Below are 26,017 nucleotides of genomic sequence, written 5' to 3' on the forward strand. Positions count from 1 at the left end.
TGGAGATTTCGCGGCTCCGCTACCACGAACGGGCCCAAGAGTCCAAGCTCAACCGTGTTCGCGGGTGAGGATCCAGCCGACTTCGACGCCGGGCGCGAGATCGGCTTCGAGCACGAGCTGAATGGTGCGGTGAAAGCCGAGATAGGAGGATTGGCGGACGCTATCGTCCTGGCGGAGCGTTGCGCCTTCCCAAAGGAAGCTCCAGACTTCGCCATTGGGGAGGGTCAGCCGGCGCATGCCTTCGCCGACGGGGGCGTGTACGGATATGCCGGGCGCAAGATGGAAGCGGATGGACAATTGGCCCTGCGGCGTGCCGGTCGCGATGACGCGATCCTGGCCGACAAGGGTGGTCCCCTCCCCCAGGAGTGTCAGGCGGCGCTCGATTTCGGCCCCGAACCGGTCGGCATAGCCGATGCTGGGGAGGATCAGCATATGCTCGGAGGGCACGAGTTCAAGATCGGGCACCGGCGCGGCGCCGCGTTTGCGTTTGGTGGGCGCCCAGGAATCCTCGTCATTGATGGTCGGCGAGGAATGGGCGATAGCCTGGCGGAAGAGATCGCGGGTTTCGGCCATATCGGTGGGCGCGGGGCCGCAGGAGCCGAGGATCAGTTCGCTGCCATAGGAAAATTCGAAAGCGAGCGCCCCGGCATGGGCTTCGGCATCGAAACCGGGCGGTGGGCGAAGCCCTGAATCGGCGATGGCGACGGCACGGCCGCTGCGCAGGATGCCGTAGCCGCCGAGAATGCGCGAGCGACGGGTCGGTGTCGGGCCGGTCGATTGCACGGCGACGAGGACATCGTGGGGGACCTGGCCACAGCCATTGAAATAGACGGGCTCGCCGCTCGAAAGGGTGACGGCATCGAGCGCCTCGTGCATGCGATCGATGCGGTTGGAGAGCGCGGCGAGGGTCGGGCTGCCATGGCGGTTAGCGGCCTGGCGGAGGCTTGCGAGTTCGGTAAGAAGGCTCAACTGAATGCGTGGATTGCGGCTCTTGTGGAGGCCCTCGCCATCGAGTTGCTCTTCGAGCACCGCATCGAGCAGTTTCAGGCGCATCTCGACATTGGCGGTGTCTTCGGGCTCGCAGAGTTCGGCGCCGAGCGTGCCCATGGCGGCAAAGAGGCGTTCGACCGGGTCGGTCGCGAGGCGGCCGCGGACTTTCAGACTCTGGACCTGAATGCCGAGATTGCGCTGGATGGTCTTGGCCTGATCGGCCGTCGCCCCTTCGAGCAGCAGCGGCAGATGGCGGAGCCAATTGAGCACACGCTGCCCAGTCAGCGGCAAGGACCAGCTTTCGCTATCGAATTTTCCTTCGCGTCCTATCCAATCAAGGACCAGCGTACGGGCAAAGAGTTTTTCGCCGGGATCACGGACCTCGCGAAAATGCCGGAGCCAGGAAAAGCTCTGGAGATTGTTCCACCAATCGGGGAAATCGACATCGACGGAAAAGGGCGAGGTGCCGCCCGTTTCGATGAGTTTTGAGGCGAGCAGATAACGCCCCGACATCATCTCGCGCACGGCATCGCTGTCGGCGGGACGGAAATCGGGCAGTTGGCCTTTGTAGCGCTGCTCGGCGAGAGCCTGCCAGGTCCAGCGGGTGACGGGCATGGTCACGAGGGAATCGGCGAGGCGCATGCCAAAGCGGCGAGGGCGAGAAAAGCTGCCGCCGCTCATTGTCTGTCCCCGCTCAACCGCGCAGGGCAACCAACCGGTCTTTTGCCCTCAGGACCCAACGCACTATACTCCAGGGATGCGGCGCCGCGCCGCAGGCTCAATGATCTAGAGCCATAACGCTGATTTGCCCAGCAGGGGAAGAAATTCGGCTTGGAAAACTCGCTGAGGTACCTCAGTTCTTGCGCTGAAACCGGGCAATGAAGAAGCCATCCATGCCGCCTGATACACCAGCGGGGGCCATCGAGGGCAAAGTGCGGACATAGCCTTCGGGCGTGAGGGCGGTTTCGAGCCCTGGCAGCTCGGTTGCTGCAATCGGCTTCAGTTCGAGTTCGGCGAAGGTCTTCTGCGCCCAGGCGGTAATCTCTTGGCCTTCTTCGGGCTCAAGCGAGCAGACGCAATAGATGAGGCTTCCGCCGGGATTGAGCCATTTGTGGGCCTTGGCAAAAATCGCCTGCTGCAGTTTTACGCGCCCGGCAATGTCGGTGGCGCTGCGATGCCAGAGCACTTCGGGGTGGCGGCGGAATGTGCCGGTGGCCGAACAGGGGGCGTCGAGCAGGATGCCATCGAAGAGGGTTTCGGGCGCATATTGAGTGGCGTCGGCTTCGACGACTGCCGGCGCGTAGCCGAGACGGGTCATATTGGCCTTGAGGCGTTCGAGCCGCCCGCCATCGCTATCGAGCGCGGTGACGTCATAGCCGGCCTTGAGCAATTGCGCGGTCTTGCCACCCGGGGCAGCGCAGAGGTCGAGGACGCGGCCGCCGGCTTTTGCCGCCAGGAGGCGCGCCGGCAGGGCGGAGGCGGCATCCTGTACCCACCATTGGCCGTCATCATAGCCGGGCAGCGCATCGACGGGGCGATCGCGGCTTTCGATGCGGACGGTATCGGCAAGAACGCGCTCGGCGCCGAGGGCGGCGATGAGGTCGGCATTGTCGGATTTGAGCGTCAGATCGAGCGGAGCGCCTTCGAGGAGGGCTTCGGGGAAAGCAGCGACAGCGTCGGCACCATAGGCCGCGGTCCACTTTTCCTGGAAACTATGCGGCACCAGCAGCTCGTCTTCGAGAAGACCATAGCGCGCGGAATTGGATTGGGCGCGGCGCAGCACTGCGTTCATCAGGCCGGCGAGATGGCGCGCCTTGCTATCGCGCTTGATCGCTTCGACCGCGAGGAACAGCGCGCTATGGGCGCCGAGATCGGGCAGGAAAACCAACTGGGCGAGCGAGAGGCGCAGCACGGCTTCGAACGTGCCAGATTTCGCCGGCATGCCCTTGTCGAGCAATTCGTCGATCATCAGGTCGATCTGGCCATGGCGACGGAGAGCCGTCGTGATCAGCCGATTGGCGAGGGCGCGATCCCGGCCATCGGCGAGTTCGCCGGCATTGAGGGGCGCAAAATGTTCGCCGCCCAAAACGGCGCGAAGCCTCTGGGCGGCAATGAGACGGAGGCCGAGACCGGCCGGATCGGACTTCTTATTCAATCATCACCTTCCGGTGCGTCTCATCCCCAGGGACCGCGCACGCCGCTATCGTCTTCGCCGCGACCGGCACTTGGCACCCGCCAGCCACCGCCGGTATCGCGACCGGCCGAAACCGTCTGCGGACGCGGGGCGGGTCCACGGCCCTTATCGTCCACGCGCATCTCGCCTGCAAGCTCTTGCAGCGCCGCGATGCGATTGCCGGTGTCAGGGTGGGTGGAAAAGAGATTGTCCATCCGGGCGCCCGAAAGCGGGTTGATAATATACATATGGGCCATGGCCGGGTTGCGCTCGGCCGCAACATTGACCTGACGCCCGGCAAGGACCGCGATCTTGTTGAGCGCGGAAGCGAGGGCCAATGGGTCGCCCGAGATCTCGGCGCCGTCCTTGTCAGCCTCATATTCGCGCGTGCGGCTGACGGCCATCTGCACCATCATGGCGGCGAGCGGGGCGAGGAACACCATCAGCAGCGAACCGATGCCGCCGAGCGGATTGTTGCGATTATTGCCGCCACCAAAGAAGAGACCAAACTGGGCGAGCGCTGAAATGGCACCGGCAAGGGTCGCCGTGATCGTCATGGTCAGCGTATCGCGCGAGCGGATATGGGCGAGTTCGTGCGCAACAACGCCAGCAACTTCGCGCGGCTCAAGCTGGCGCAAAAGGCCGGAGGAAACGGCAACGGCCGCATTTTGCGGGTCGCGGCCCGTCGCAAAGGCATTTGGCTGGTCGGATTGGATGACATAGACGGCGGGCGTCGGGATGCCGGCGCGCTTCGAGAGCGTCTCGACCATGTCATAGAGTTCGGGCGCCTGGCTTTGGGCCACGGGCACGGCGTTCTGCATGCGGAGGACCAGCTTATCGGAATTCCAATAGGCAAAGATGTTGGTCGCCGCCGCAAAGGCAAAGGCGATCATCATGCCGGAGGTGCCGCCGATGAAATAGCCCACCACCATGAACAAGGCGGTCATGGCCGCAACGAGAACAAAAGTGCGGAAGGCGTTGAACATCGAAACCCCTTGGGTTGGTGTCTTCAGGCAATTATGTTGTGTGCCAAAGCGTTCCCTGCAAGCGCATGACCACTTTGTAATGTGGACCGGAAAATGACCGAAGAAGCCGAAACCGAGAACCCGATCCCCGAGGCCCCGAAGGTGCTGACGCCCGAGGCGCAACGCGCGCTCGAGGAAGCCAAGGCCCGGCGCGCCGAGATCGACGCGGCAACCGCGATGGCGCCCAAGGAAAAGGGCGGTCGCGGTGGGTTGGAGCCCGGCCGCTATGGCGACTGGGAGATCAAGGGTTTGACGAGCGACTTTTAGCCTTGTCGCGCCGGTCCCGCGTCATGCGGGTCGGGGCGTGAAAGGTCGGCGGCTTGGTCCGGACCCATGCGATGAAGGCCGAAATTTCGGGGTCCGATTTGAGGCTTTCGATATCGGCGAGGCGCTTGGCGAGTTCGGTTTCGGAAAACCGGGCATGGATGGCGCTGTGGCAGATCTGGTGGAGACGCACCGTGCCCATATGCGTGCCACCCTTGAGGCGCGGCGTCAGGTGATGCCGGCTCGACTTGGCTTCAGCCGGAATGGGCCGATCGCAGAGCGGGCAAATGGAAGGCCGCCGCGCGGCAGCCAGCGCTTCGACCGCGGCAATGGCCGCCTCGACCCGCCGGGCCGAAGGTTTCATCAGACGCCGGCGAGGGCGTCCCGGTCTTTCTTGGAAAGCCGTTCGCTCTCGCTCTTCAATTGGCCGCAAGCCGCAAAGATATCGCGGCCGCGCGGAGTGCGGACCGGCGAGGCATAGCCGGCGCGATTGACGATATCGGCAAAGCGCTCGATGCGGCTCGAGGGTGAAGTGCCATAATTCGAGCCCGGCCAGGGATTGAAGGGGATCAGGTTGATCTTGGCAGGAATGCCGGCAAGGAGGCGCACCAGTTCCTTGGCTTCGGCATCGCTATCGTTGATGCCATCGAGCATCACATATTCAAAGGTGATGCGGCGGGCATTGGAAAGGCCGGGATAATTGCGGCAGGCCTCGAGAAGGTCCTTGAGCGGCCACTTCTTGTTGATCGGCACCAGGACGTCGCGGAGATCGTCGCGCACGGCGTGGAGCGAGATCGCGAGCATGACGTCGATTTCGCTGCCGGTGCGCTCGATATAGGGCACGACGCCCGAGGTCGAGAGCGTGATGCGGCGCTTGGAGATCGACATGCCGTCGCCGGCCGATGCGATGAGCAAGGCCTGCTTGACGTTGTCGAAATTATAAAGCGGCTCGCCCATGCCCATCATGACGATATTGGTGATGGCGCGGCTTTCTCCGCCAGGTACAAGGCCGCCATCATCGGGGCGCGAACCGCCGGGGAAATCGCCGAGGCGCTCACGGGCCATGAGGATCTGGCCCAGGACTTCGCCCGCGGTGAGGTTACGGACGAGCTTTTGGGTGCCCGTGTGGCAGAAGGAGCAGGTCAGCGTGCAGCCGACCTGCGAGGAAACGCAGAGCGTCCCGCGATCGGATTCGGGGATATAGACGGTTTCGACTTCGACGGCCGGGAAGTTCGGGTTCTGCGGATCGCGGAAGCGGAACAACCACTTTCGTGTGCCGTCTACCGAGACCTGTTCCGAGACGATCTCAGGGCGATCTAGAATGAAAGTCTCGGCAAGCTTCTGGCGGACGGGCTTTGCCACATTGGTCATGCGGTCGAAATCGGTGACGCCGTTGACATAGAGCCAGTTCCAGAGCTGGCTGGCGCGCATGCGGCCTTCGCGCTCGCCGACCACGTCATGGGTGATCAGCGTCTCGGCGAGCTGCGCCTTGGAGAGGCCGATCAGCGACGGCCGCGCCGCCGCCTGGGGGCGGATGGCAGTCGAATGGTCAAGGTTCAGCGCAATGCTCATGGCGGCTCAAAACGGTCGGGAGTGCGGGAAAGTCCGCGGCCAATAGCATATGGGAACGCAAAACACAAAGTCACGCCCGCGGGAGGCGGATGTGCAAGCCATGCAGGTTTGCCACAAAGGCTAGATCAGCACTCGGCGCCGATAGCCTGCTGCGCGGCAGTGGCGCCAGAGAGCGAATAATTCTGCACGACGCGGGCGCCGGCGGCATTGGTGCCTTCGACGGTCATGCTCGAACCGGCGCGAATGGCGGCAGCGAGCGCGGCAGACTGGCCGGCATCGTCGAGCCAAGCCGCATCACCCTGGGTAAAGAGCGGAAAGCTCTGGCCGCCGACACTGACCGTTGCAACGGAACCGGTCTGGAATGTGTAGCCGGCAACGACGTTGAATTCGCTGACGACATCTTCGCCGGGACGATTGGTGATGTAGAGATAGGCCTCGCCACCGGCGGCAGGCTCGGTGCTCTTGGGCTTGCTCATGGCAAAGCAGAGCGTGCCCGACCCATCATCGGCCGCATAGCTCGACCAATCCCGGAAATCGCCGAGCACCCGGGCCGACTGGGCCATGGCGGGCGCCGCTGCGGCCAGCGCCAGGGCGATTGCAAGGGCGGATCGTGTCTTGAGGGTCATGCTCGACAAGCTCGCAGTATTTTGGGGCAGCGGACAGAAAAGCCCGGCGCCCCTTTATGGTCTAACGATGGACTGGGGCAAAGCCCCAATTATTTGCAGGCCGCGTCGATGGCATTGACGGCAGCGGTCGCACCGGAGAGCGAATAGGTATCGACCGTATTGGTTCCACGCTGGCTCGTGCCGCGCACCGTCATGGTGCTGCCAGCTTTGAAGGCGGACACAAAACCTGCCTCGTCGCCGGTCGAAGCGAGCCAGGCGGCCGAACCTTCGGTGACCATCGGATAGGATTTGGAATCGACCGCGACGCTGGCATTGGCGCTGGTCGGATTGAATGGGTAGCCGATCAAGGTCTGCACTTCGTTCTTCGTGCCGAGGCCCTTGCGGTGAATGATCATGAAGTGGATCGGGTCGCGATTGGCGCCCGCAGGTTCCGATTTGCTCGGGGTCGCCGAAACATAGCAGATCTGGCCGCTTGCATCGGTTGCCTGCCAGGCGGTCCATGAATTGAACGTACCCAGCTCCGTGGCCTGCTGCGCCTGGGCGGCGGCTGCAAATGTCACGAATGCACCTACCGCGAGCCCAAATGCGAGGCCACCGGTCTTTGTCTTCATTGCCAATTCTTCCTCTTTTCGCTGCCAGTTTGCGGGGGATGCGTCCGCCCAGCATGCCGCAAACATGGTTACCAAGCCGTCAAGCGGGGCGCTTGTGTGCGGCTTTTGCCTCAAATGCTCGGTAATCGCGGCGGCAATTTGGCATGGATGGGGCATGCGCCCCCGCTTTGAACCGAGAGGGTTAAAAGAGGGCTAACGCTTGCGTGAGGAGAGCGGATTTATGCTGCGAGGGGATAGGTTTGCTCAACCACATAGGGCCCGCCGCCGACCGAATCCCGGCTCGAAAAGAGAACGAAGCGCGGTACTGCAAATGTCAGCGGCTCGAACCGTCCCGCCTCGGCAATATAGCGCGCGACCTCTTCGGCACTCGTGCCGCGCAAGCGAGCGAGCGTCACATGAGGCACGAATTTGCGCCCTTCGGCTGGTAGCCCAGCGCGCTGGAGCATGCGCTCCTGGGCCGATTGGAGCCGGCTCAAAGCTTCGCTCGGCTCGACGCCGACATAGAGCGCGCGGGGCTTATCGCCGCCAAACGTGCCCAAATGCGTGAGGCGAATGGGAAAGCGCAGGCTTTCGCTCAGGTAATCGAGATTGTCGGCCGCATCATTGGCGGTCTGATTATCGACATCGCCGATAAAGCGCAGCGTGATGTGATAATTATCGGGATCGATCCAGCGGGCGCCGGTGAGGCCACCACGCTTGAGCGAGAGCGCAAAGCCGATATCGGGCGGGATCTCGAGGCCGGTAAAAAGCCGGGGCATGGCAAGTCTCCCTGGCGGGCAACTACATCAATGATAGGCTCGCCGAAAAACTACATGCAGGGTCCGGCAAGCGACTTGAGCCTAGCACAATCAGGTCATCGAACCAGTCCCGATGTCGCAGGCGGGCATTTTGCCTTGTAAATCAAAAGGGCCGACGCCATATTTGCAATCAAGTGGCAAGTGCCAATTGCCCCCGGCGGTTTGGAGACCGCGATTTTCCAAGTGAAAGGGAATGAGAATGGCTGAATATGACCGTCAGACCCTCGGTGCGCGGGCCGGCTCGGCCGCGGCCATCGACGAGGGCCTACGCAGCTACATGCTGCGCGTTTACAATTACATGGGCCTCGGCCTCGTCGTCACCGGCGTTGCTGCCTACTTTGCGGCTGCTGCCGCCATCACCACCGATCCCAACGCCGCCGTTGGCGAACTCGCCAATGGGCAGCTCGTCACCCAGTGGGGTGCGCTGCTCTATGCCAGCCCGCTGCAGTGGGTCGTGATGCTTGCGCCTCTCGCCTTCGTGCTGGTGCTGAGCTTTGGTATCAACAAGCTGAGCGTTACCGCGGCACAGGGCGTGTTCTGGGCCTTCGCGGCCGTCATGGGCCTCTCGCTGTCGTCGATCTTCCTCGTTTATACCGATGCGTCGATCGCCAAGGTGTTCTTCATCACTGCCGCTACCTTCGGCGCGATGAGCCTTTATGGCTACACCACCAAGCGTGACCTCACCGGCATGGGCAACTTCCTGATGATGGGCCTGATCGGTATCATCATCGCCTCGATCGTCAATATCTTCATGCAGTCCTCGATGATGGAATTCATCATCTCGGTTGTTGGCGTGCTGATCTTCACGGGCCTGACCGCCTATGACACGCAGAAGATCAAGGAAAGCTACTCGTCCGCCTACGGCGCCGAGGCGATGGCCAAGAATGCCATCATGGGTGCCCTGTCGCTTTACCTCGACTTCATCAACCTCTTCATGATGCTCCTCCGCCTCTTCGGCAATCGCGAGTAATCAGCAGGTTCCTTGATCGAACAATCAAGGAAAATGGTTGGACGAAAATTCGGACCGCAGCTTACAAAGGCTGCGGTCCTTTTCTTTGTGCACGCTCATGTCCGATTTCACTCTTCGCCCCTTCGCCTGGTCCGACGTTCCCGCCATTACCCGTATTTACCGGCACTATGTCGACCACACCGCCATCACCTTCGATACCGAAGCGCCGGGCGAGGAGGCGATCGCCGAAAAATATGCGGGGCTTTTGAAGCTCGGGCATCCGGTGATCATCGCCGAGGGCGCGGAAAAAGTGCTCGGCTATGCCTATGCGAGCTTTTATCGCCCTCGCGCCGCCTATCGGTTTACCTGCGAAGATTCGCTCTATCTCGACCCTGCGGAAACCGGCAAGGGCCTGGGCAAGGCCATGCTGACCGAACTGCTGGCGCAATCGAAAGCGCATGGTTTCAAGCAGATGTTAGCGGTGATCACGGCTGACACGGCCAATTCGATCGCTATCCACGAAAAGTTCGGCTTTGAGCGCGTGGGCTACTACAAATCCGTCGGTCTCAAATTCGACCGCTGGCACGATATCGTGCATTTGCAGAAGGCGCTCTGACGCGATTATCACCCCGTCTGAAGACGGGATGACAGCGGCTGATTTGTCTGGATTGGGGCTGGTCCTACCCGACGGATGAATTAGCGTCCGCCGTCGCCTACCCGGCTCGTCCGGGTGGTCCAAGGGGAGGCGGGATGGATTGCCCGGACAAGCCGGGCAATGACGGTGGAGCCGGGATTAAAGAGTGCTTGTTTCAGGCGCTGCTTAAGGGGCTAGCCAGACGCAGTTAAAAGCTTCCGCATCGGGTAGCCGTTGACGGTGCGGCTCGTGGCTTGCGGACCATTCTCGAGCCAGCCGGCGCTGCGATAGAAGCGCCGTGCGGTTTCTGTAGCTTCGAGATGGCCTTCCTCAAAACCGAGGGCCAGAAGTTCCTGCTCCAACCGATGCAGCAGTGCCTTGCTGACGCCGCGGAAGCGCGCAGTGGGGGCGACGTAGTTGAGACCGATCTTGCCGCTGGTATCCACGGCGCCGACGGCGGCAATCTCGCCGTCAAGTTCAGCGACGAAGACGCGTAGGTCCGGGTTGGCCACGGTTTTCGCAACACCCGCTTCGGACTTGTTGGCCGTCCAGGCGGCGAGCGCCTTTTCGTCGTCCCGGTGATCGGTAACGCAGAGTTCGGTGATCGAGTCGATAAGGACGCGGCTCATCGCCGGCACGTCAGCCAGTATGGCGCGGCGGATGTTTATGTTCATCCAACCACGGCGAGATCGGGATCGAGCACGCGCAAGACCTGGCTCAGGTCATGGCCACGCTTGAGGATCCGGCCCTGCTGGTTGGTGATCAGATATTGGCCCTGCTTGGCGCGGAGTTTTGGATTTTTCTCGACCACATAAAGCGGGCGTTCGGAGACGCGGGCGTAGATGGAGAAAAGCGCGCGATCTTTCAAAAAGTCCATGGCGTAGTCGCGCCACTCCCCTGCCCCGACCTTGCGGCCATAGACGGCCAGGATCTGCATCAGTTCGCGGCGGTCAAAGGCAACGATGGGTTGAACGGGACGAGCGGGCTGGTTGGCGGGCTCACCGACATGCACCAGCGACAAGCCGGCTTCATTTGGCTGACGACCCTGCACGGGACCTCCGGGGGTTATGTCATCGCTCATGCGCGCCGCGACCTCAAGAAGTCGCTCAGTGCGCATTCGCTTTCTCTTTAGCGCCTGTCTGCCCCCTGAAACCGGTACCCACTTTCAGGAGACAGGCTGTAGTCATGTTGTCACAATCTCAGGCCATGGCAAGGGGCTTCAAAAACCCAATTTCAGCCATGATTCGTCCTTTGTGGCGCCCCATTGGCCCGGCATGTTTCAACCATTGCCTCCAGCGGCTGGCAATCGGACCGACCGAGCCCCCAAACTAAGACGTTCGGTTGCCAGCCTCCTTAACTGACCTGTCAGTCACGCCTGCTCCATGCCCCCGGAGCAGGCGTTTCTTTTTGTGCCGGTGTCTTCTGGGATCAGGGCTCGTAAGCGGCGGCAGCGAGGATGGAGCCCGGCATACCGCCACGCTCCTGCTGCACGACGATGGCAATGCCGGTATTGGCGTCACCCAAAACTTCGCCGAGCGGGATTTTCAGCTCCGCGCCGCTTTCGCTTTCCCACATGCCCAAAACCTGACGGCCGGTGACGACCTGGGTATAGACCATGGACTTGCCGGCATTGTCGCCGGTTTCGATCTTGACGTCGGCGCGGTTCTTGAAGGTCACGAGCCAGACGACGGCATCGGAGAGATCGGCCTTGGGCGGCACGGCGACCTTGAGCATATCGCCGCTCAGGGTCAGATCAACGGCCAGCGGCAGCGAGGCGCGCTCGACAGCCTGTTGCACATCATGCCGACGCGAACCCACGACGGCCTTGGCGCCATTGACGACCATTTGCGGGGTATAGATGCGCGAGGAGCCCCAGCTTTTGGCATAGGCCCGCTGGCGATCGGAAAACGCTTCCTGCGCAAACGTGTCCTTCCAGCCGACATAGTCCCAATAGTCGACATGGTAGGCGAGCGCGACGACATCGTCGCGATCGGCCAGCGCCGTCAGCATGGCATCGGCTGGCGGACAGGAGGAACAGCCTTGGCTGGTAAAAAGCTCGACCACCGCCTTGGGCGTAATATGCAGCGTTTCCGCCATGGCGGAGCTGGAAAAAACGACATGGGCGACGAGGGCCAGGAGAAGGCCGGAGAGGGGACGAGCGATCATGGGCAAGGTTGTAGGCTGAGGCGATCAAGCCTGCCTAGTCAAAACCGGGTGAGACGGCAGAGATTCTTGGCTCAAAAGTAAATGGCGGCCTTGCGGGCCGCCATTTGAAACCGTGTCGTACCCGTGCTTTACCCGGCGACGAGGCTGCGCAGCACATAATGCAGGATGCCGCCATTCTTGAAATAATCGAGTTCGTTGGCGGTATCGATGCGGCAACGGGTTTCGACATTGAGCACCGAGCCATCGGCACGGGTGATCTTGACGGTGACCGTGGCGCGCGGCTCGATGGTTTCGACACCGGCGATATCGACGGTTTCGGTGCCATCAAGGCCAAGGGTCTGCCAGCTTTCGCCTTCCTTGAACTGCAGCGGGATGACGCCCATGCCGACGAGGTTCGAGCGGTGGATACGTTCAAAGCTCTGCGCGATGACGGCCTTGACGCCGAGCAGGTTGGTGCCCTTGGCGGCCCAGTCACGCGAGGAGCCGGTGCCGTATTCCTTGCCGGCAAAGATCACAAGCGGGGTGTTCTTCGCCTGATAGGCCATGGCGGCGTCATAGATGGCCATCTGCGAGCCATCCGGACCCTTGGTGTAGCCGCCTTCGACGCCATCGAGCATCATGTTCTTGATGCGGATATTGGCAAAGGTGCCGCGCATCATGACTTCATGATTGCCGCGACGGGCGCCATAGGAGTTGAAGTCCTTGGGCGCAACCTGGCGTTCGATCAGATACTTGCCCGCTGGAGTGCCCGACTTGAACGAACCGGCCGGAGAGATGTGGTCGGTGGTGATCGAGTCAAGGAAGAGCGCGAGCACGCGGGCCGAGACCACGTCGGTGACGGGCTTGGGCTCCATGGTGAGTTCTTCGAAATATGGCGGGTTCTGCACATAGGTCGAGGAGCTGTTCCAGCCATAGGTCTCGCTGCCTTCGACAGCGATGCCCTGCCAGTGCTCGTCGCCCTTGAAGACGTCCGAGTAGCGCTTGCGGAACATGTCGGCATTGACGTGCTGGCGGACGATCTCGGCGATCTCGTGGTTCGAGGGCCAGATATCCTTGAGATAGACCGGCTGACCGTTCGAGCCGGTGCCGAGCGGTTCGGTGGTGATGTCGACATTGAGCGTGCCGAGGAGCGCATAGGCAACGACCAGCGGCGGGGACGCGAGGTAGTTGGCGCGCACGTCGGGGTTCACGCGGCCTTCAAAATTGCGGTTGCCCGAGAGGACCGAGGCGGCAACGAGCTTGTTCTCGTTAATCGTGTCGGAAATCGGCTGCGGGAGGGGACCCGAATTGCCGATGCAGGTGGTGCAGCCATAGCCGACGAGATTGAAGCCGATGGCATCGAGATCAGCCTGGAGGCCGGCGGCGGTCAGGTAATCGGTGACGACCTGCGAGCCGGGGGCGAGCGAAGTCTTGACCCATGGCTTGGAATTGAGGCCAAGGGCGCGCGCCTTGCGGGCAACGAGACCGGCAGCGACGAGAACCGATGGGTTGGACGTGTTGGTGCACGAGGTGATGGCGGCGATGACGACCGAGCCGTCGCCGACTTCGAAATCTTCACCCTTGACCGGGAACTGCGCGCCCGGAGCGACATCGCCACGACCGGCAGCCAGATCCGGCAGGGCCTTGGCGAAGGAGGGGGTCACGTCCTTGAGGGCGACGCGATCCTGTGGACGCTTCGGGCCGGAAAGGGAGGGAACGACCGTCGAGAGGTCGAGTTCGAGGGTCGAGGTGAAGGTCGGGTCCTCGGTTTCCGTCGTGCGGAACATGCCCTGAGCCTTGGAATAGGCTTCGACGAGCGCGACGCGATCGGCATCGCGGCCGGTCGTCGAGAGGAATTTGAGCGTATCGGCATCGACCGGGAAATAGCCGCAGGTCGCGCCATATTCGGGGGCCATATTGGCGATGGTCGCCTGGTCTTCGAGGCTGAGGTAATCAAGGCCCGGGCCATAGAATTCGACGAACTTGCCGACGACGCCCTTCTTGCGCAGCATTTCGGTGACCGTCAGCACGAGGTCGGTCGCGGTGATGCCTTCATTGATCTTGCCGGTCAGCTTGAAGCCGACGACTTCGGGGATCAGCATGGTGATCGGCTGGCCAAGCATGGCGGCCTCAGCTTCGATGCCGCCGACGCCCCAGCCGAGAACGGCCATGCCGTTGACCATGGTCGTGTGCGAGTCGGTGCCGACGAGCGTATCGGGATAGGCGACGGTTTCGCCGTCTTCGTCCTTGGTCCAGACGGTCTGGGCCAGATATTCGAGGTTCACCTGGTGGCAGATGCCGGTGCCGGGAGGAACGACACGGAAATTGTCGAAGGCCGACTGGCCCCAACGCAGGAACTCGTAGCGTTCGCCATTGCGCTCATATTCGAGCTCGACATTCTGCTCGAAGGCGAGCGGGGTGCCGAAATTGTCGACCATGACCGAGTGGTCGATGACGAGATCGACGGGCACAAGCGGATTGATCTTCTGCGGATTGGCGCCGAGCTTGGCGGTCGCGTCGCGCATGGCGGCGAGATCGACGACGGCGGGAACGCCGGTAAAGTCCTGCATGAGGACGCGGGCCGGGCGATACTGGATTTCGTATTCGGACGTGCGGCTGACGAGCCATTCGGCGATGGCGAGGATGTCTTCCTTCTTCACCGTCCGGTTGTCTTCAAAGCGGAGAAGGTTTTCGAGCACCACCTTCATCGAGCCGGGGAGCTTGGAAACGCCCTGCAAACCGTTCTTTTCGGCTTCGGCAATGGAATAATAGGTGTAGGTCTTGCCACCGACCGTGAGGGTCGACTTCGACTTGAAGCTGTCTAGTGAGGCCACGTGCTCCGCCCTTTGCTGCTGAATCGTGCTGTCCGGCTGCAATGGGGGCCGCCGGTTCTAGCCGCTCTTTGCTGGAATGACTCTAATCTCGTCGGCTTATAATCAATCAGAAAACCGCTTGCCAGTCTTACCTTCGCTTCAATACCAGATGGGGCCATGACGCAACGGCAAGTCCAGCCCTCACTCTGCCTTAAGACTTTCGCGCTGAGCGTGGGTCGCGGCGAGACTATTTTAGCGCGGGATCTTTCCCTGTCCGTGCCGGCAGGAACGGGGCTTTTGCTGCGCGGGCCCAATGGCGCGGGAAAATCGACGCTGCTTTTTACGCTCGCGGGACTACTGCCAGCGCTGAGCGGGACGGTGACGCTCGAAGGCTATGACGAGGATTTTGGGCCGGCCTTTCACCATTGCGGGCACAAGAACGCCATTCGGCCAAGGCTCACCGTCATCGAGAGCGTGCAATTTTGGCAGGCTATCAACGGCAGTGCGGCGCTGACGCCGGTTGAGGCGCTGGAGCGCGTGGGGCTGGGACGGCAGGCGAAGTCCGATGCGGGCTATCTGTCGGCGGGGCAGCAAAGACGCCTGGCTCTGGCCCGGTTGCTGGTTTCGGCGCGGCCGGTCTGGCTACTCGATGAGCCGACTTCGGCGCTCGATGCCGATGGGCAGAAGCTTTTGGCTGGGTTGATTGAAGAGCACCTTGCGAGCGGCGGCCTTGCCGTCATCGCCAGCCATGATGCCATTGCGGTGGAAGCGCTAGCCGTCCTCAACCTTGGGGACGCGGTATGAGCGGCTTTATTTCCGTCCTGCGGCGCGAGTTGAGCCTCAGTCTTCGTGGTGGCGGCGAGATGCTGACGCTGGTGCTGTTTTTCGTCATTGTCGGCGCGATCGTTCCCTTTGCCGTCGGGCCGGACAAGGTGCTGCTGGCGCGGATTGCGCCGGGGATCGTCTGGATCGCAGCGTTCCTCGCTATGTTGATGGGGCTCGAAAAGCTTTTTGGGCCGGATCGGGCCGATGGCACGCTGGGGCTTTATCGGCTTGCGGATACGCCGCTATCGGCCGTCGTTGCCGCAAAAGTGATTGCGCATTGGCTGACCGTAGCGCTGCCGCTGATCCTCGCCTCGCCCATTCTGGCGCTGCTGCTGTCGATGGACCTTTCCACCTTTTGGCGCACAGTGGTTTCGCTGCTGATCGGGACGCCGGCTTTGGCCGGTTTTGGGGCGCTCGGGGCCGCGCTGACCGTGGCGACGCGGCATGGCGGGCTGATCGCGCCGATCCTCATCGCGCCGCTCTCGGTGCCCGTGCTGATCTTTGGCGTCGGGGCCATTTCGGCGAGCGGCGGGCCGGGGCAGACCGGGGTGGCCACGCTCCTCCTTGCGGCACTCAGTCTCATGGTTGTCGCGCTCACTCCCTTCGCCGCGGCCCTTGCGATAGATTGGGGCGAAGACTAAGCGTCTTGGCAAACGGCTACATGACCAGAGAGCCCCGGTAGGCATGAGCATCGATACGACCCCCAAGATGAGCTGGTGGAACCGATTGGCCCATCCCGGCCAGTTCGTCATCCTCACCAAGCCCCTCATTCTGCCGCTGACGGCGCTGACCGCCCTGCTCTTTGCCGCTGGGCTCTGGTTCGCCTTCTTCAATTCGCCGGCCGACTATCAGATGGGGGACACTGTGCGCATCATGTATGTGCATGTGCCGACCGCCTGGCTCAGCCAATTCGTCTATGCCACCATGGCCGTCTCGGCGATCGGTTCGCTCGTCTGGCGCCACCCCATGGCCGATGTGTCGATGAAGACCGCTGCCCCACTCGGCGCCGCCTTTACCGCCATGGCGCTTTTTACCGGCTCGCTCTGGGGCCGCCCGACCTGGGGCACATTCTGGGAATGGGACGGGCGGATGACGTCGACGCTGGTCCTCCTTTTCATCTATCTCGGTATCGTTGCGCTTTGGCGCGCCTTTGACGACCAACTCCGCGCTGCGCGTGTCGTCGCGGTCTTTACCCTTGTCGGCGCGGTCAACATTCCGATCATCAAATTCTCGGTTGATTGGTGGTCGACGCTGCATCAGCCGGCGAGCGTCTTGCGGCCCGATGGCCCGACTATGCCCGGCTCGATCCTGACGCCGCTTTTCGTCATGTTCTTCGCCTTCACCTTCCTCTTCATCACCCTGCAATTCACCGCCATGCATACCGAAGTGCGCCGCCGTCGCATCGCGACGCTCGAACGCCGCGCCGCACGGGGAGAGTTTCGATGATCGGTCTTGGCGAACATGCCGAATTCATCATCTCCGCCTATATCGGGGTGTTCTTGGGCGTCTCTGCGCTCATCGGCTGGACGGTGTTTTCCGCCCGCGCCACCAAGCGCCGGCTCTCCGAGCTCGGCGACACCAGGGCGGACGCTTGAGACATGAAAAAATTTCTCTTCGCCGTCCCGCTCCTGCTGCTCGTCGGACTGATCGGCGTTTTCGCCATGTCGATGGATCGCGACCCGAACCTAGTACGCTCGGTGCTGATCGATAAGCCGGCGCCGCAGTTCAGTCTTGCGGCGGTCGACGGGATGACTGTGCCAGGTTTCGACACCGCTTCGCTCAAGGGCGAGCCGACGCTCGTCAACGTTTTCGCCTCGTGGTGCATCCCCTGCCGCGACGAACATCCGCTGCTCGAAGCGCTGAAGGCGGAGACCGGCGTCAGGCTCTTTGGCATCAATCATTCCGATGCGCCGGAGAATGCGCGAGCGTTTCTCGCTGAACTTGGTAATCCCTATGACGCCATAGGAGCGGATCGCGACCGGCGCGTATCGATCGATTGGGGTGTCTATGGCGTGCCGGAGACATTCATCGTCGACAGGAACGGCACCATCGTTTTCAAGCATGTCGGACCGCTGAGCGCGGAATCGATTGAGCGCGAAGTGATGCCGGCGCTCGAAAAGGCGCGGCTCTAAACGCTCTTATGGCGCCATAGTGTCCTTTATTCGCCAGTGATCCACTTTCCAGCTTCCACGCTGCTCGTCGCTGAGCACTTCGGCCAAGAGCGGCATGAGCACCCGCATTTCCTCTTCGAGCACGAAGGGTGGGTTGACGATGATCATGCCTGTGCCGTGAAGACGCGGCGGCAGGGAGGCGGCGCGGATTTTCAACTCGAGCCGCAGGATTTTCGGAATGCCTGATTCCGCGAGCATATCGACGAAATCGGCGACATCCTCTGGGTCCTTGATCGGGTACCAGAGCGCGTAAAGCCCGCCGGGCCAGCGCTTGTGCGCCTTGATCAGGCTTTCGACCATGCGGGCGAACTCGCCGCGCTCTTCGAAGGGAGGATCGATGAGAACGAGGCCGCGCTTTTCCTTGGGCGGCAGATGCGTACCGAGTGCCTGCCAGCCATCGACATGGGTGACGCGGACCTGAAAATCGCCCGCAAAATTTTCGCGCAGGATATCGACATCCTGTGGATGCAGTTCGAGCGCCATCAGCCGGTCTTGCGGACGGAGCAGTGTGCGCGTGATCAGCGGGGAGCCGGGATAGAACCGCAGATTGCCATCGGCATTCTGGGCGCGGATCGCGTCGAGATAGGGCGCGAGAAGCGCGCTGGCGTCATCGGGCAGTTTGCGGCCCATCAGTCGGCCAATGCCATCGACCCATTCGCCGGTCTTGGCCGCAGCCGGACCTCTGAGGTCATAGAGCCCGACCCCGGCATGGGTGTCGATGACGCGAAACGGCGCATCCTTGCGCATCAAATAGGTCAGGATGCGGGTAAGGATGATGTGCTTGACCACATCGGCAAAATTGCCGGCGTGAAAGACGTGGCGGTAATTCACTTGCGGCCCTCGGCGAGGAGTATGGTGGCGGCGAAGGCTAGGAACACGGTGGCAAAGCTCCAGTTGAGCGCCCGCGACACCCAGATATTGTCGCGCAGCGTCCGCGTCAGCCATTCGGCAAAGAGCACTGTGGCGATGACCACCGGCAGCGAGACAACGATGAATTCAACGCCGAGGAAGAGGAGCTTGCTCGCCGCCGCTGGATCATCTGCCGAGATGAACTGCGGCAGGAAGGTTACGAAAAACAGCGCCACCTTGGGATTGGTGAGATTGATGGCAAGGCCGGTAAAATAGCTCTGGATCAGGCTCGGAGTTTTGCCGCCAGCCTTGGGGACGAGGAGGCCACCGCCCGAGCGAATGGCCTGGATGGCGAGCCAGACGAGATAGAGCGCGCCAACGATTTTCAGCGCCCAAAAGGCGGCAGGCGCGGCGACGATCAGCACCGAAATGCCGAAGGCGACGAGGGCGGTGTGGACCGCAATGCCCGTGCTGGTGCCAAGGACGGCGGCAAAGCCGTGGGCGCGGCCAAAATTCATCGTCCGCGACACAAAGAGCGCCATATCTGGTCCAGGCGTTACCGCAAGGACGAAACCCGCAAGGGCGAAGGTCAAAATCACGGAGAGATCGGGGACGAAGCTGGGCATGGCGCGCTCGGTTTTTCTGCTTTCCCTATCGCACTAACGCGAGAGGCTGAACAGCCTTCGCCGAAACGCGTGGGAAATCGGGCTGCACACCAAGGCAATATCGCCTAGAACCATGCCATGAGCGACCGCATCCCAAAAATCGTCATTCTCAACGGCGCGCCGCGTTCGGGGAAATCCTCGCTGGTCCGGGCGATCCAGAAAGATGTGCCCGGCACCTGGCTCAATCTTGGCGTCGATAGCCAGATGGCGAGCCTGCCGCCCCATCTCCTGCCCGGCATTGGCCTCAGGCCAGGCGGCGAACGGCCCGATCTCGAGCCTACTGTCGTGCGGCTTTATGAACTGCTCTTCGACACCATTGGCACCTCGGCAGACGCCGGGTTCGACATCATAGCCGACCTCGGCATGCACGAGGATTATTCGACCCCACTCGGCATTTTGCCTCGGGCGGCCCGAAGACTTGGGGCCCTGCACCCGCTTTTCATCGGCATCGACTGTCCAATCGAAGAAATCATGCGCCGGCGCAATGCTGCGCCCCATTCGATCGGCGGGACCTATCTAGGTGGAGAAACCCCACCGCCACCCGTGCTTCGCTGGCAGAGGGCCGTGCATGAAGGCCGGGACTATGACCTGCGGCTCGACATGGGCGCATTGACGCCCGAGGACGGCGCGGCGCGCATTGCCGCACTCCTTAAAGACCCGCCAGCAGTTCCGGCCTTGACGCGGCTTAGCACAGTCTGAACATATGACGGCCCAAAAAGTCTTCGTGTCATCGATTTAAGTCCGCGTTAAGCGGCGATGATTAGCTTCACCAAACGTCATGTTTGGGCCGTGAGTGGGGGACTCGATGGTGGGTGTGGACATCAATGCAGCGGCCGTTGCCGACGCCTTGCTGCTCGATGCTGCGCTCGAAAACATCCCCTATGGCTTTTGCGTCTGGTCGCCGCAGTTCCGCCTCGTCATGTGGAACAAGCATTATCGCGAATTCTACGGCTTTTCGGCGAACGCCATCCAGAAGGGCATGACGCTCGAAGAGGTGGTCCATCTCTCCCACAAGCTGGGCAACCATCCCGGCCAGAGCCCCGACGCCTTTTATGAAAGCTATTCGAGCGAGCTTCTGGCCAATCGTAGCGGCGCGCGCAGCAAAAACCATGAGGAAGTGCATGGCGGGCGGATCGTCGAAACCGCCCATGTCTATACCGAGAATCTCGGTTGGGTAGTGACCCACGAAGACATCACTGACGAACTCCTCCAGTCCGAAACGGTGCAGAAGCGCAAGCTCGAACTCGAGCGCCAGAATATCCGGCTCGATGCGGCCGTGAATAACATTCCCATCGGGCTGTGCATGATGGACGCCAAAGGGCGCCTCGTGATCTGCAACGAGCCCTATGCCCGCATCTACAATCTGCCGATCAGCTATCTTCGCCCCGGTACGCAGCTTGAAGTCATTCTCGGGCACCTGTTCGACGAAGGCATGAGCGCGGGCGGCAGCGGCAGCCGCGAGGATTACATCACCTGGCGCCGCGAGGTGATTGCCAAGAACGAATATGGCAAGAACATCCACGAACTGAACAACCGCATCATCCTGATGCAGCACCATCCGATGAAGGATGGCGGCTGGGTTTCGACCCATGAGGACATTACCGAGCAGCGGCAGAACGAAGCGCGCATCCACCATCTGGCGCGGCACGATGCCTTGACCGACCTGCCCAATCGCATCGAATTTTTGGAGCAGATGGCGCGCACCGAGGCGGGCCTGCAGCGCGGCGAAATGGCGGCCGTGCTCTATATCGATCTCGACCATTTCAAAGCCGTCAACGATACGCTCGGCCATGCCGTGGGCGACGAGGTGATCAAGCAGGCGGCCGTGCGGCTCTGGGGCACGACGCGCGAAAGCGATCTGCTCGCCCGGCTCGGCGGCGACGAATTTGCGCTGCTGCTGCAGCCGATCGACAGCGCCGATGCGGCGGCCCGGGTGGCCGATCGGATCATCAAGGCCATGGGCGCGCCCATGAACATCAAGGGCCAGCAGATCGAAATCGGCGCCAGTGTCGGCATTGCCGTGGGCCCGGGCGACGGTCTCGATACCGATACGCTGGTCAAGAATGCCGACCTCGCGCTCTATAAGGCCAAGAGCGAAGGCCGCTCGACCTATCATTTCTTCGAAGCCGGCATGGATGCCGAACTGCAGCAGCGCCGCCTGATCGAAGCCGGGCTGCGCATGGCGCTCGGCCGGGACGAATTCCGTCTCGTCTATCAGCCGCTCCTGGGCCTGCGCGAAAACCAGATCACCTGCGTCGAGGCGCTGCTGCGCTGGGATTTTGAGGGGCGCACGGTTTCGCCGACTGAATTCATCCCCGTGGCCGAGGAAACAGGGCTGATCGCCGCCATCGGTCAATGGGTGCTCAACGAAGCCTGCGCCGCCGCCGCGACCTGGCCGGGCCATGTGCGCGTCGCCGTCAATCTCTCGCCGGTACAATTCCGCCAGCGTGATCTCGTGGCCCAGGTGCGCCGCGCGCTGACGGGGGCCAAGCTCGATCCGGCCCGGCTCGAACTCGAGATCACCGAAAGCCTGCTGCTCGGCGATAGCGAATCGACGCTCAAGGCGCTGCACGAATTGCGCGCCATGGGCGTCCGCATCTGCATGGACGACTTCGGCACCGGCTATTCTTCTCTCTCGTATCTGCGCAGTTTTCCCTTCGACAAGATCAAGATCGACCGCTCCTTCATGCGCGATCTCGCGAGCCGCGCCGATAGCCAGGCCATCATCCGCGCCGTCATCGGCCTCGGCCAATCGCTTGGGATGTCGACCACCGCCGAGGGCGTCGAGACCGAAGAGCAACTCAGCCTCGTCCGCGCCCACGGCGTCTCCGAAGTGCAGGGCTATCTGTTCTCGCCCCCGGTTTCCGGCGAAGACCTGCTCGATTTGCTGCACACCGCGGTGGAAATCGCCAAGGCCTCTTAGTTTTTTGGGCTTCTTGGGCTTTTGGGCTGGTCGACTCCAGGCTTTGCGGAGCCATGGCGTCATTCCCGCGAAAGCGGGAATCCCTTTTTCCGAAGGCGAGATTCCCGCTTTCGCGGGAATGACGCGGCGAGTGGGTGAACCGCTCCCGTATGAACTCCAACGCCCCTACCCTGCCCGCGTCACCGCGTCAGGTTTGTGCATTTGGAACGGGCCCCGAGGCGCCTGCGCCCCTGAGTGATTGAAAAAAAAATGAGACGAAACCGCCTCGGGGCGCTGACTTTTTGGACAGGATTCACAGCGCCACTTTGATCGCTCGTCGCGTGGCGGCCAATCCCAGAACCCACGCGGTTACGGTCCCGCGCGATCAGCATCCCCGCAGCCGTCCGTCTCGACTCCGTCCCGTGCGGGGAATGGCTTGGATTTTAGAACGGGATGGAGGGGGCGGGGATAAGTCTTTTCTCACTTATTGACTTACGCCCCGAACCAATGTTGGCGTAGTTTGATGTCGCACAACAGTACTCAGTATGATTACGTGGCCTACATCGATGAATCTGGAGATCCCGGTCTAAATCGAGTTAAGCCCAGATCTGAAAATGGTTCGAGTGAGTGGCTCATAATATCGGCCGCTTTGGTCCCCGCTGATCTTGAGGACTCAATCAAGGATTGGATTGAGGAAATGATGGCGGCTATGAACAGCCGTCAGTTGACAGACATTCATTTCCAGAAACTAAATCCCTCTAAGAAGGCACTTCTTTGCTCCTTGCTGGCACAAAAGCGCGTTCGACTATTCTCGGTCATTTCAAACAAGCAGAATATGCAAGGGTACCAGAACCCGTATGCGGCGCAGATTCCTTCAGACAACTGGTTTTACTGCTGGCTGACCCGAGTGCTGCTCGAGCGGGTCACTCATTTTGTCGCGGCTACCTCTGTCAGGAAATTTGGAGAGAAGCGACGAGTTAAGCTGGAATTTAGCGAACGTGGCGGTCTCAGCTACAGTCAGATGAGCGCATATTACGAGTGGATCAACATCAAGAGTGTAGGCGGGAAAATTCCGTTATACCTGCCTTGGGGTACTGTGGATTTCGGCGTTATACATAGAAGTCTCTTCAAGGTGTACAACCACCGTGAGCGCGCCGGGCTCAAGTTACCCGATATAGTCGCTAGCGCCTTCTTCAAGGCTGTCGACGTTCACGACACGCGCGCGTGCGATCCGCAGTTCGCTAAACTATTGAAGCCGAAGATGGCCAAGGCACCAGGAACCAACCAAGTTGCTGGATATGGCGTGAAATTAATGCCTAGTTGGAAAACGCTCGACCAGTTTGACGTACCAGCCAACCAACGTGAAATCTTGAAATTCTACGGCTATCCGTCGCAATGGTGGCAAAGTAAAGTGGTGGAACCTGGATCCGTCTAATTTGCCGCCGTTAGCCCAGCCTACGTGCCAAGCGTGCCGCACAAACGCCAATGGGCTCAATACCATCAGCCCGGGTATGCCCAGCGAACCACCTCCACCATCTTATCTGCCATGTTGAAAAAATCAATAGATTCAATAAGTTGAGATATATTGACTAAGCTATTGAAGTGACTCATAAATATGAAGAAGGCTCGGGATTGCTCCCGGGCCTTCTTCAATTCAGTCGAGACTACGTCTCGTCAGCTCATATGCGCGAGCACGGCCAACAGCAGCAATGCCACGATATTCGTGATCTTGATCATGGGATTGACGGCCGGGCCGGCCGTGTCCTTGTAGGGGTCGCCGACGGTGTCGCCGGTGACGGAGGCTTTGTGGGCGTCTGAGCCTTTGAAATGTTTGACGCCGTGGCTGTCGGTAAAGCCGTCCTCAAAACTCTTCTTGGCATTGTCCCAGGCGCCGCCGCCGGCGGTCATGGAGATGGCGACGAAGAGGCCGGTGACGATGACACCCATGAGCATGGCGCCGAGGGCCGAGAAGCCAGCGGCGGGGCCGGCTATCCAGTTGATGATGACGAAAACGAGGATCGGCGAAAGCACCGGCAGGAGCGAGGGGACGATCATTTCCCGTATCGCGGCCTTGGTGAGCATATCGACGGCCCGGCCATAATCGGGCTTGTCGGTGCCGGCCATGATGCCCGGCTTTTCCTTGAACTGGCGGCGCACTTCGACGACGACCGATTGGGCGGCGCGGCCCACCGCGGTCATCGACATGCCGCCAAAGAGGAATGGCAGGAGACCACCAAAGAGGAGGCCGACGACGACATAGGGGTCGGCCAGCGAGAAGGTGAGCGAGCCCATGCCGGCAAAGATGGCCGGGGCATCGGGCAGGGACGAGAAATAGATCAGGTCCTGGGTATAGGCGGCAAAGAGCACGAGGGCCCCGAGACCGGCCGAGCCGATGGCATAGCCCTTGGTGACGGCCTTGGTCGTATTGCCCACCGCATCGAGCGCGTCGGTATTGTGGCGCACTTCCTTGTCGAGACCGGCCATTTCGGCGATGCCGCCGGCATTGTCGGTGACCGGGCCGAAGGCATCGAGCGCAACGATGATGCCGGCGAGAGCCAGCATGGTGGCCACCGCCACCGCGATGCCGAAGAGCCCGGCGAGCGAGAAGGTGACGATGATGCCGGCGATGATGACGAGGGCCGGAAGGGCCGTCGATTCCAGCGACACGGCAAGGCCCTGGATGACATTGGTGCCATGGCCGGTGACCGAGGCTTCGGCGATGGAATTGACCGGGCGCCGATTGGTGCCGGTGTAATATTCGGTGATGACGATGATCAGCCCGGTGATGACGAGGCCGGTGACCCCGCACCAGAAGAGGCTCCAGGGCGTAAAGGTTTTTGCCGCCGTTTCGATAGAGAGGTTCATATCGCCGAAAAGGAGCCAGAGAACCGGCAGCAGCACGACGAGCGACAAGACACCGGTGGCGATGACGCCCTTATAGAGCGCGCCCATGATGTTGTTGTCGGCGCCCAATTTGACGAAATAGGTGCCGATGATCGAGGTGATGACGCAGGCGCCACTGATGGCGAGGGGCAGCACCATGCCAGTGAGTTTTAGGGCCTCGGGCAGGATGATCGCGGCAAGAACCATGGTCGCGACGATGGTCACCACATAGGTTTCGAAGAGATCGGCGGCCATGCCGGCGCAATCGCCGACATTGTCACCCACATTGTCGGCGATGGTGGCCGGGTTGCGCGGATCGTCCTCGGGAATGCCGGCTTCGACCTTGCCCACCATATCGCCGCCGACGTCTGCACCCTTGGTGAAGATGCCGCCGCCGAGACGGGCAAAGATGGAAATCAGCGAAGCGCCGAAGGAGAGAGCGACGAGGGAATCGATGACCACGCGGCTGGTGGGCGCATTGCCCATGGCTGTGAGGATAATGAAGTAGAGCGTGACGCCCAAGAGGCCGAGACCGGCAACGAGCAGGCCCGTGACGGCGCCGGACTTGAAGGCGAGATCGAGCCCCTTGCCGAGCGAGGAAATGGCAGCCTGGGCGACGCGCACATTGGCGCGGACCGAGACATTCATGCCGATAAAACCAGCGGCGCCGGAAAGCACGGCACCGATCAGAAAGCCGATGGCGGCATGGACGCCAAGCAGGAGCCAGGCGGCAATCAGGATGACCACGCCGACAATGGCGATAGTGGTATATTGGCGTTTGAGATAAGCCGAAGCGCCTTCGCGCACGGCGGCGGAGATTTCCTGCATACGCGCCGAACCAGCATCAGCCTTGAGAAGGCTTTGGGTGGTGACGACGCCATAAACGATAGACAGACCGCCGCAGGCGACGATCAGCCAAAGTGCCAGATCCATGAAACACGTTCCTCGAATGATAAGATTCGAGACCCGCCGCGGCCTTGGCCAGCTCTTTTGGGGATTTTGCTTTGCCCCGTGTCCGGTCCGCAACCGCCCTCCGGCGGACCTCCTCCCAAGGGTCAGCTTAGCGCGATTGGGGAGTTAAGCAATTGGAAAGTGTGACGGTTTGTCGCGGGCGCTTCTGGGC

Annotated in this window: 26 protein-coding genes; 11 read left to right on the forward strand and 15 right to left on the reverse strand. The window is 61.4% G+C overall.

Annotated elements, in window-relative coordinates; translation table 11 throughout:
- Window positions 1-48: 48 nt before the first annotated feature.
- From DevBK_RS13285 to htpX, 3 genes are all read right to left on the reverse strand, one after another.
- A complete protein-coding gene (locus DevBK_RS13285; protein ID WP_317185800.1) occupies window positions 49-1,671 on the reverse strand; it encodes a heparinase II/III family protein in 1,623 nt (540 codons plus the stop codon).
- A 172-nt stretch (window positions 1,672-1,843) separates the two neighbouring features.
- Window positions 1,844-3,145 carry an RsmB/NOP family class I SAM-dependent RNA methyltransferase gene (locus DevBK_RS13290; RefSeq protein ID WP_317185801.1) on the reverse strand — a complete coding sequence of 434 codons (1,302 nt, stop codon included), beginning with the start codon at window positions 3,143-3,145 and terminating at the stop codon, window positions 1,844-1,846.
- Window positions 3,146-3,165: 20 nt separating this feature from the next.
- A complete protein-coding gene (htpX, locus tag DevBK_RS13295) occupies window positions 3,166-4,149 on the reverse strand; it encodes a zinc metalloprotease HtpX (RefSeq protein ID WP_317185802.1) in 984 nt (327 codons plus the stop codon).
- A gap of 93 nt (window positions 4,150-4,242) precedes the next feature.
- Between htpX and DevBK_RS13300 the strand changes: the two genes are divergently transcribed.
- Window positions 4,243-4,455, forward strand: coding sequence for a DUF1674 domain-containing protein (locus DevBK_RS13300; protein ID WP_317185803.1), 213 nt, complete (start codon window positions 4,243-4,245; stop codon window positions 4,453-4,455).
- Here DevBK_RS13300 and DevBK_RS13305 read toward each other — a convergent pair.
- The 5 genes from DevBK_RS13305 to thpR all read right to left on the reverse strand — a co-directional run bounded on the left by DevBK_RS13305 (window position 4,430) and on the right by thpR (window position 8,019).
- Entirely contained in the window at window positions 4,430-4,816 is a 387-nt protein-coding gene (locus DevBK_RS13305; RefSeq protein WP_244484031.1) for an HNH endonuclease, read from the reverse strand. The genes DevBK_RS13300 and DevBK_RS13305 overlap by 26 nt on opposite strands.
- Window positions 4,816-6,024, reverse strand: coding sequence for a 23S rRNA (adenine(2503)-C(2))-methyltransferase RlmN (rlmN, locus tag DevBK_RS13310; protein ID WP_317185804.1), 1,209 nt, complete (start codon window positions 6,022-6,024; stop codon window positions 4,816-4,818). Before rlmN ends, DevBK_RS13305 begins: the two co-directional genes overlap by 1 nt.
- A gap of 125 nt (window positions 6,025-6,149) precedes the next feature.
- Entirely contained in the window at window positions 6,150-6,650 is a 501-nt protein-coding gene (locus DevBK_RS13315; protein ID WP_317185805.1) for an invasion associated locus B family protein, read from the reverse strand.
- Between the two features lie 89 nt (window positions 6,651-6,739).
- The gene (locus tag DevBK_RS13320) at window positions 6,740-7,261 is read right to left on the reverse strand and encodes an invasion associated locus B family protein (RefSeq protein ID WP_062630599.1); all 522 of its coding nucleotides are present in this window, start codon (window positions 7,259-7,261) and stop codon (window positions 6,740-6,742) included.
- 218 nt (window positions 7,262-7,479) lie between these two features.
- On the reverse strand, window positions 7,480-8,019 hold the full coding sequence (gene thpR, locus DevBK_RS13325) for an RNA 2',3'-cyclic phosphodiesterase (RefSeq protein WP_317185806.1): 540 nt from the start codon (window positions 8,017-8,019) through the stop codon (window positions 7,480-7,482).
- Window positions 8,020-8,257: 238 nt separating this feature from the next.
- Between thpR and DevBK_RS13330 the strand changes: the two genes are divergently transcribed.
- Entirely contained in the window at window positions 8,258-9,028 is a 771-nt protein-coding gene (locus DevBK_RS13330) for a Bax inhibitor-1/YccA family protein (RefSeq protein WP_062630598.1), read from the forward strand.
- A gap of 97 nt (window positions 9,029-9,125) precedes the next feature.
- A complete protein-coding gene (locus tag DevBK_RS13335) occupies window positions 9,126-9,623 on the forward strand; it encodes an N-acetyltransferase family protein (RefSeq protein WP_317185807.1) in 498 nt (165 codons plus the stop codon).
- Window positions 9,624-9,835: 212 nt separating this feature from the next.
- Here DevBK_RS13335 and DevBK_RS13340 read toward each other — a convergent pair whose 3' ends face one another.
- The 4 genes from DevBK_RS13340 to acnA form a co-directional block, all read right to left on the reverse strand.
- Window positions 9,836-10,315 (reverse strand): GNAT family N-acetyltransferase, encoded by a 480-nt coding sequence (locus DevBK_RS13340; protein WP_317185808.1) that lies wholly within the window; start codon window positions 10,313-10,315, stop codon window positions 9,836-9,838.
- Entirely contained in the window at window positions 10,312-10,722 is a 411-nt protein-coding gene (locus DevBK_RS13345) for a DUF2794 domain-containing protein (RefSeq protein WP_082461193.1), read from the reverse strand. Before DevBK_RS13345 ends, DevBK_RS13340 begins: the two co-directional genes overlap by 4 nt.
- Before the next feature lie 347 nt (window positions 10,723-11,069).
- Window positions 11,070-11,807, reverse strand: a complete 738-nt coding sequence (locus tag DevBK_RS13350) for a DUF1223 domain-containing protein (protein ID WP_317185809.1) — start codon at window positions 11,805-11,807, stop codon at window positions 11,070-11,072.
- Window positions 11,808-11,935: 128 nt separating this feature from the next.
- Window positions 11,936-14,620 (reverse strand): aconitate hydratase AcnA, encoded by a 2,685-nt coding sequence (acnA, locus tag DevBK_RS13355; RefSeq protein WP_317185810.1) that lies wholly within the window; start codon window positions 14,618-14,620, stop codon window positions 11,936-11,938.
- 156 nt (window positions 14,621-14,776) lie between these two features.
- On the opposite strand from acnA, the gene ccmA reads away from it, so the two are divergent.
- The 5 genes from ccmA to DevBK_RS13380 are packed head-to-tail and all read left to right on the forward strand — an operon-like array spanning window position 14,777 to window position 17,556.
- Window positions 14,777-15,403, forward strand: coding sequence for a heme ABC exporter ATP-binding protein CcmA (gene ccmA / locus DevBK_RS13360; RefSeq protein WP_317185811.1), 627 nt, complete (start codon window positions 14,777-14,779; stop codon window positions 15,401-15,403).
- The gene (gene ccmB / locus DevBK_RS13365; RefSeq protein WP_317185812.1) at window positions 15,400-16,065 is read left to right on the forward strand and encodes a heme exporter protein CcmB; all 666 of its coding nucleotides are present in this window, start codon (window positions 15,400-15,402) and stop codon (window positions 16,063-16,065) included. The genes ccmA and ccmB overlap by 4 nt, the downstream gene beginning before the upstream one ends.
- 43 nt (window positions 16,066-16,108) lie before the next feature.
- Window positions 16,109-16,870, forward strand: a complete 762-nt coding sequence (locus DevBK_RS13370; RefSeq protein ID WP_317185813.1) for a heme ABC transporter permease — start codon at window positions 16,109-16,111, stop codon at window positions 16,868-16,870.
- On the forward strand, window positions 16,867-17,019 hold the full coding sequence (ccmD, locus tag DevBK_RS13375; protein WP_317185814.1) for a heme exporter protein CcmD: 153 nt from the start codon (window positions 16,867-16,869) through the stop codon (window positions 17,017-17,019). Before DevBK_RS13370 ends, ccmD begins: the two co-directional genes overlap by 4 nt.
- 3 nt (window positions 17,020-17,022) lie before the next feature.
- Window positions 17,023-17,556: a DsbE family thiol:disulfide interchange protein gene (locus DevBK_RS13380; protein WP_317185815.1), complete on the forward strand. Its 534-nt coding sequence runs from the start codon at window positions 17,023-17,025 to the stop codon at window positions 17,554-17,556.
- 6 nt (window positions 17,557-17,562) lie between these two features.
- Here the strand turns inward: DevBK_RS13380 and DevBK_RS13385 are convergent, their stop codons facing one another.
- Together DevBK_RS13385 and DevBK_RS13390 are read right to left on the reverse strand one after the other, a co-directional pair.
- On the reverse strand, window positions 17,563-18,426 hold the full coding sequence (locus tag DevBK_RS13385) for a 23S rRNA (adenine(2030)-N(6))-methyltransferase RlmJ (protein WP_317185816.1): 864 nt from the start codon (window positions 18,424-18,426) through the stop codon (window positions 17,563-17,565).
- Window positions 18,423-19,070, reverse strand: coding sequence for a LysE family translocator (locus DevBK_RS13390; RefSeq protein WP_061908433.1), 648 nt, complete (start codon window positions 19,068-19,070; stop codon window positions 18,423-18,425). Before DevBK_RS13390 ends, DevBK_RS13385 begins: the two co-directional genes overlap by 4 nt.
- 117 nt (window positions 19,071-19,187) lie before the next feature.
- On the opposite strand from DevBK_RS13390, the gene DevBK_RS13395 reads away from it, so the two are divergent.
- The 3 genes from DevBK_RS13395 to DevBK_RS13405 all read left to right on the forward strand — a co-directional run bounded on the left by DevBK_RS13395 (window position 19,188) and on the right by DevBK_RS13405 (window position 23,446).
- Window positions 19,188-19,808, forward strand: a complete 621-nt coding sequence (locus tag DevBK_RS13395) for a phosphotransferase-like protein (protein WP_317185817.1) — start codon at window positions 19,188-19,190, stop codon at window positions 19,806-19,808.
- A 106-nt stretch (window positions 19,809-19,914) separates the two neighbouring features.
- A complete protein-coding gene (locus DevBK_RS13400) occupies window positions 19,915-22,032 on the forward strand; it encodes an EAL domain-containing protein (RefSeq protein WP_062630589.1) in 2,118 nt (705 codons plus the stop codon).
- A gap of 502 nt (window positions 22,033-22,534) precedes the next feature.
- Complete coding sequence (locus DevBK_RS13405) at window positions 22,535-23,446, forward strand: DUF3800 domain-containing protein (protein WP_317185818.1); 912 nt, start codon at window positions 22,535-22,537, stop codon at window positions 23,444-23,446.
- A 239-nt stretch (window positions 23,447-23,685) separates the two neighbouring features.
- Here the strand turns inward: DevBK_RS13405 and DevBK_RS13410 are convergent, their stop codons facing one another.
- Window positions 23,686-25,827, reverse strand: a complete 2,142-nt coding sequence (locus tag DevBK_RS13410) for a sodium-translocating pyrophosphatase (protein WP_317185819.1) — start codon at window positions 25,825-25,827, stop codon at window positions 23,686-23,688.
- Window positions 25,828-26,017 lie beyond the last annotated feature (190 nt).

Source organism: Devosia sp. BK, assembly GCF_032907385.1.
Lineage (GTDB): Bacteria > Pseudomonadota > Alphaproteobacteria > Rhizobiales > Devosiaceae > Devosia.

What these genes read in the sequence shown, in the direction of transcription:
- DevBK_RS13285 (WP_317185800.1), bottom strand. Translation starts at nt 1,671, where the DNA reads ATGAGCGGCGGCAGCTTTTCTCGCCCTCGCCGCTTTGGCATGCGCCTC.
- htpX (WP_317185802.1), bottom strand. Translation starts at nt 4,149, where the DNA reads ATGTTCAACGCCTTCCGCACTTTTGTTCTCGTTGCGGCCATGACCGCC.
- DevBK_RS13300 (WP_317185803.1), top strand. Translation starts at nt 4,243, where the DNA reads ATGACCGAAGAAGCCGAAACCGAGAACCCGATCCCCGAGGCCCCGAAG.
- DevBK_RS13305 (WP_244484031.1), bottom strand. Translation starts at nt 4,816, where the DNA reads ATGAAACCTTCGGCCCGGCGGGTCGAGGCGGCCATTGCCGCGGTCGAA.
- rlmN (WP_317185804.1), bottom strand. Translation starts at nt 6,024, where the DNA reads ATGAGCATTGCGCTGAACCTTGACCATTCGACTGCCATCCGCCCCCAG.
- DevBK_RS13315 (WP_317185805.1), bottom strand. Translation starts at nt 6,650, where the DNA reads ATGACCCTCAAGACACGATCCGCCCTTGCAATCGCCCTGGCGCTGGCC.
- DevBK_RS13320 (WP_062630599.1), bottom strand. Translation starts at nt 7,261, where the DNA reads ATGAAGACAAAGACCGGTGGCCTCGCATTTGGGCTCGCGGTAGGTGCA.
- thpR (WP_317185806.1), bottom strand. Translation starts at nt 8,019, where the DNA reads ATGCCCCGGCTTTTTACCGGCCTCGAGATCCCGCCCGATATCGGCTTT.
- DevBK_RS13330 (WP_062630598.1), top strand. Translation starts at nt 8,258, where the DNA reads ATGGCTGAATATGACCGTCAGACCCTCGGTGCGCGGGCCGGCTCGGCC.
- DevBK_RS13335 (WP_317185807.1), top strand. Translation starts at nt 9,126, where the DNA reads ATGTCCGATTTCACTCTTCGCCCCTTCGCCTGGTCCGACGTTCCCGCC.
- DevBK_RS13340 (WP_317185808.1), bottom strand. Translation starts at nt 10,315, where the DNA reads ATGAACATAAACATCCGCCGCGCCATACTGGCTGACGTGCCGGCGATG.
- DevBK_RS13345 (WP_082461193.1), bottom strand. Translation starts at nt 10,722, where the DNA reads ATGAGCGATGACATAACCCCCGGAGGTCCCGTGCAGGGTCGTCAGCCA.
- DevBK_RS13350 (WP_317185809.1), bottom strand. Translation starts at nt 11,807, where the DNA reads ATGATCGCTCGTCCCCTCTCCGGCCTTCTCCTGGCCCTCGTCGCCCAT.
- ccmA (WP_317185811.1), top strand. Translation starts at nt 14,777, where the DNA reads ATGACGCAACGGCAAGTCCAGCCCTCACTCTGCCTTAAGACTTTCGCG.
- ccmB (WP_317185812.1), top strand. Translation starts at nt 15,400, where the DNA reads ATGAGCGGCTTTATTTCCGTCCTGCGGCGCGAGTTGAGCCTCAGTCTT.
- DevBK_RS13370 (WP_317185813.1), top strand. Translation starts at nt 16,109, where the DNA reads ATGAGCATCGATACGACCCCCAAGATGAGCTGGTGGAACCGATTGGCC.
- ccmD (WP_317185814.1), top strand. Translation starts at nt 16,867, where the DNA reads ATGATCGGTCTTGGCGAACATGCCGAATTCATCATCTCCGCCTATATC.
- DevBK_RS13380 (WP_317185815.1), top strand. Translation starts at nt 17,023, where the DNA reads ATGAAAAAATTTCTCTTCGCCGTCCCGCTCCTGCTGCTCGTCGGACTG.
- DevBK_RS13390 (WP_061908433.1), bottom strand. Translation starts at nt 19,070, where the DNA reads ATGCCCAGCTTCGTCCCCGATCTCTCCGTGATTTTGACCTTCGCCCTT.
- DevBK_RS13395 (WP_317185817.1), top strand. Translation starts at nt 19,188, where the DNA reads ATGAGCGACCGCATCCCAAAAATCGTCATTCTCAACGGCGCGCCGCGT.
- DevBK_RS13400 (WP_062630589.1), top strand. Translation starts at nt 19,915, where the DNA reads ATGGTGGGTGTGGACATCAATGCAGCGGCCGTTGCCGACGCCTTGCTG.
- DevBK_RS13405 (WP_317185818.1), top strand. Translation starts at nt 22,535, where the DNA reads ATGTCGCACAACAGTACTCAGTATGATTACGTGGCCTACATCGATGAA.
- DevBK_RS13410 (WP_317185819.1), bottom strand. Translation starts at nt 25,827, where the DNA reads ATGGATCTGGCACTTTGGCTGATCGTCGCCTGCGGCGGTCTGTCTATC.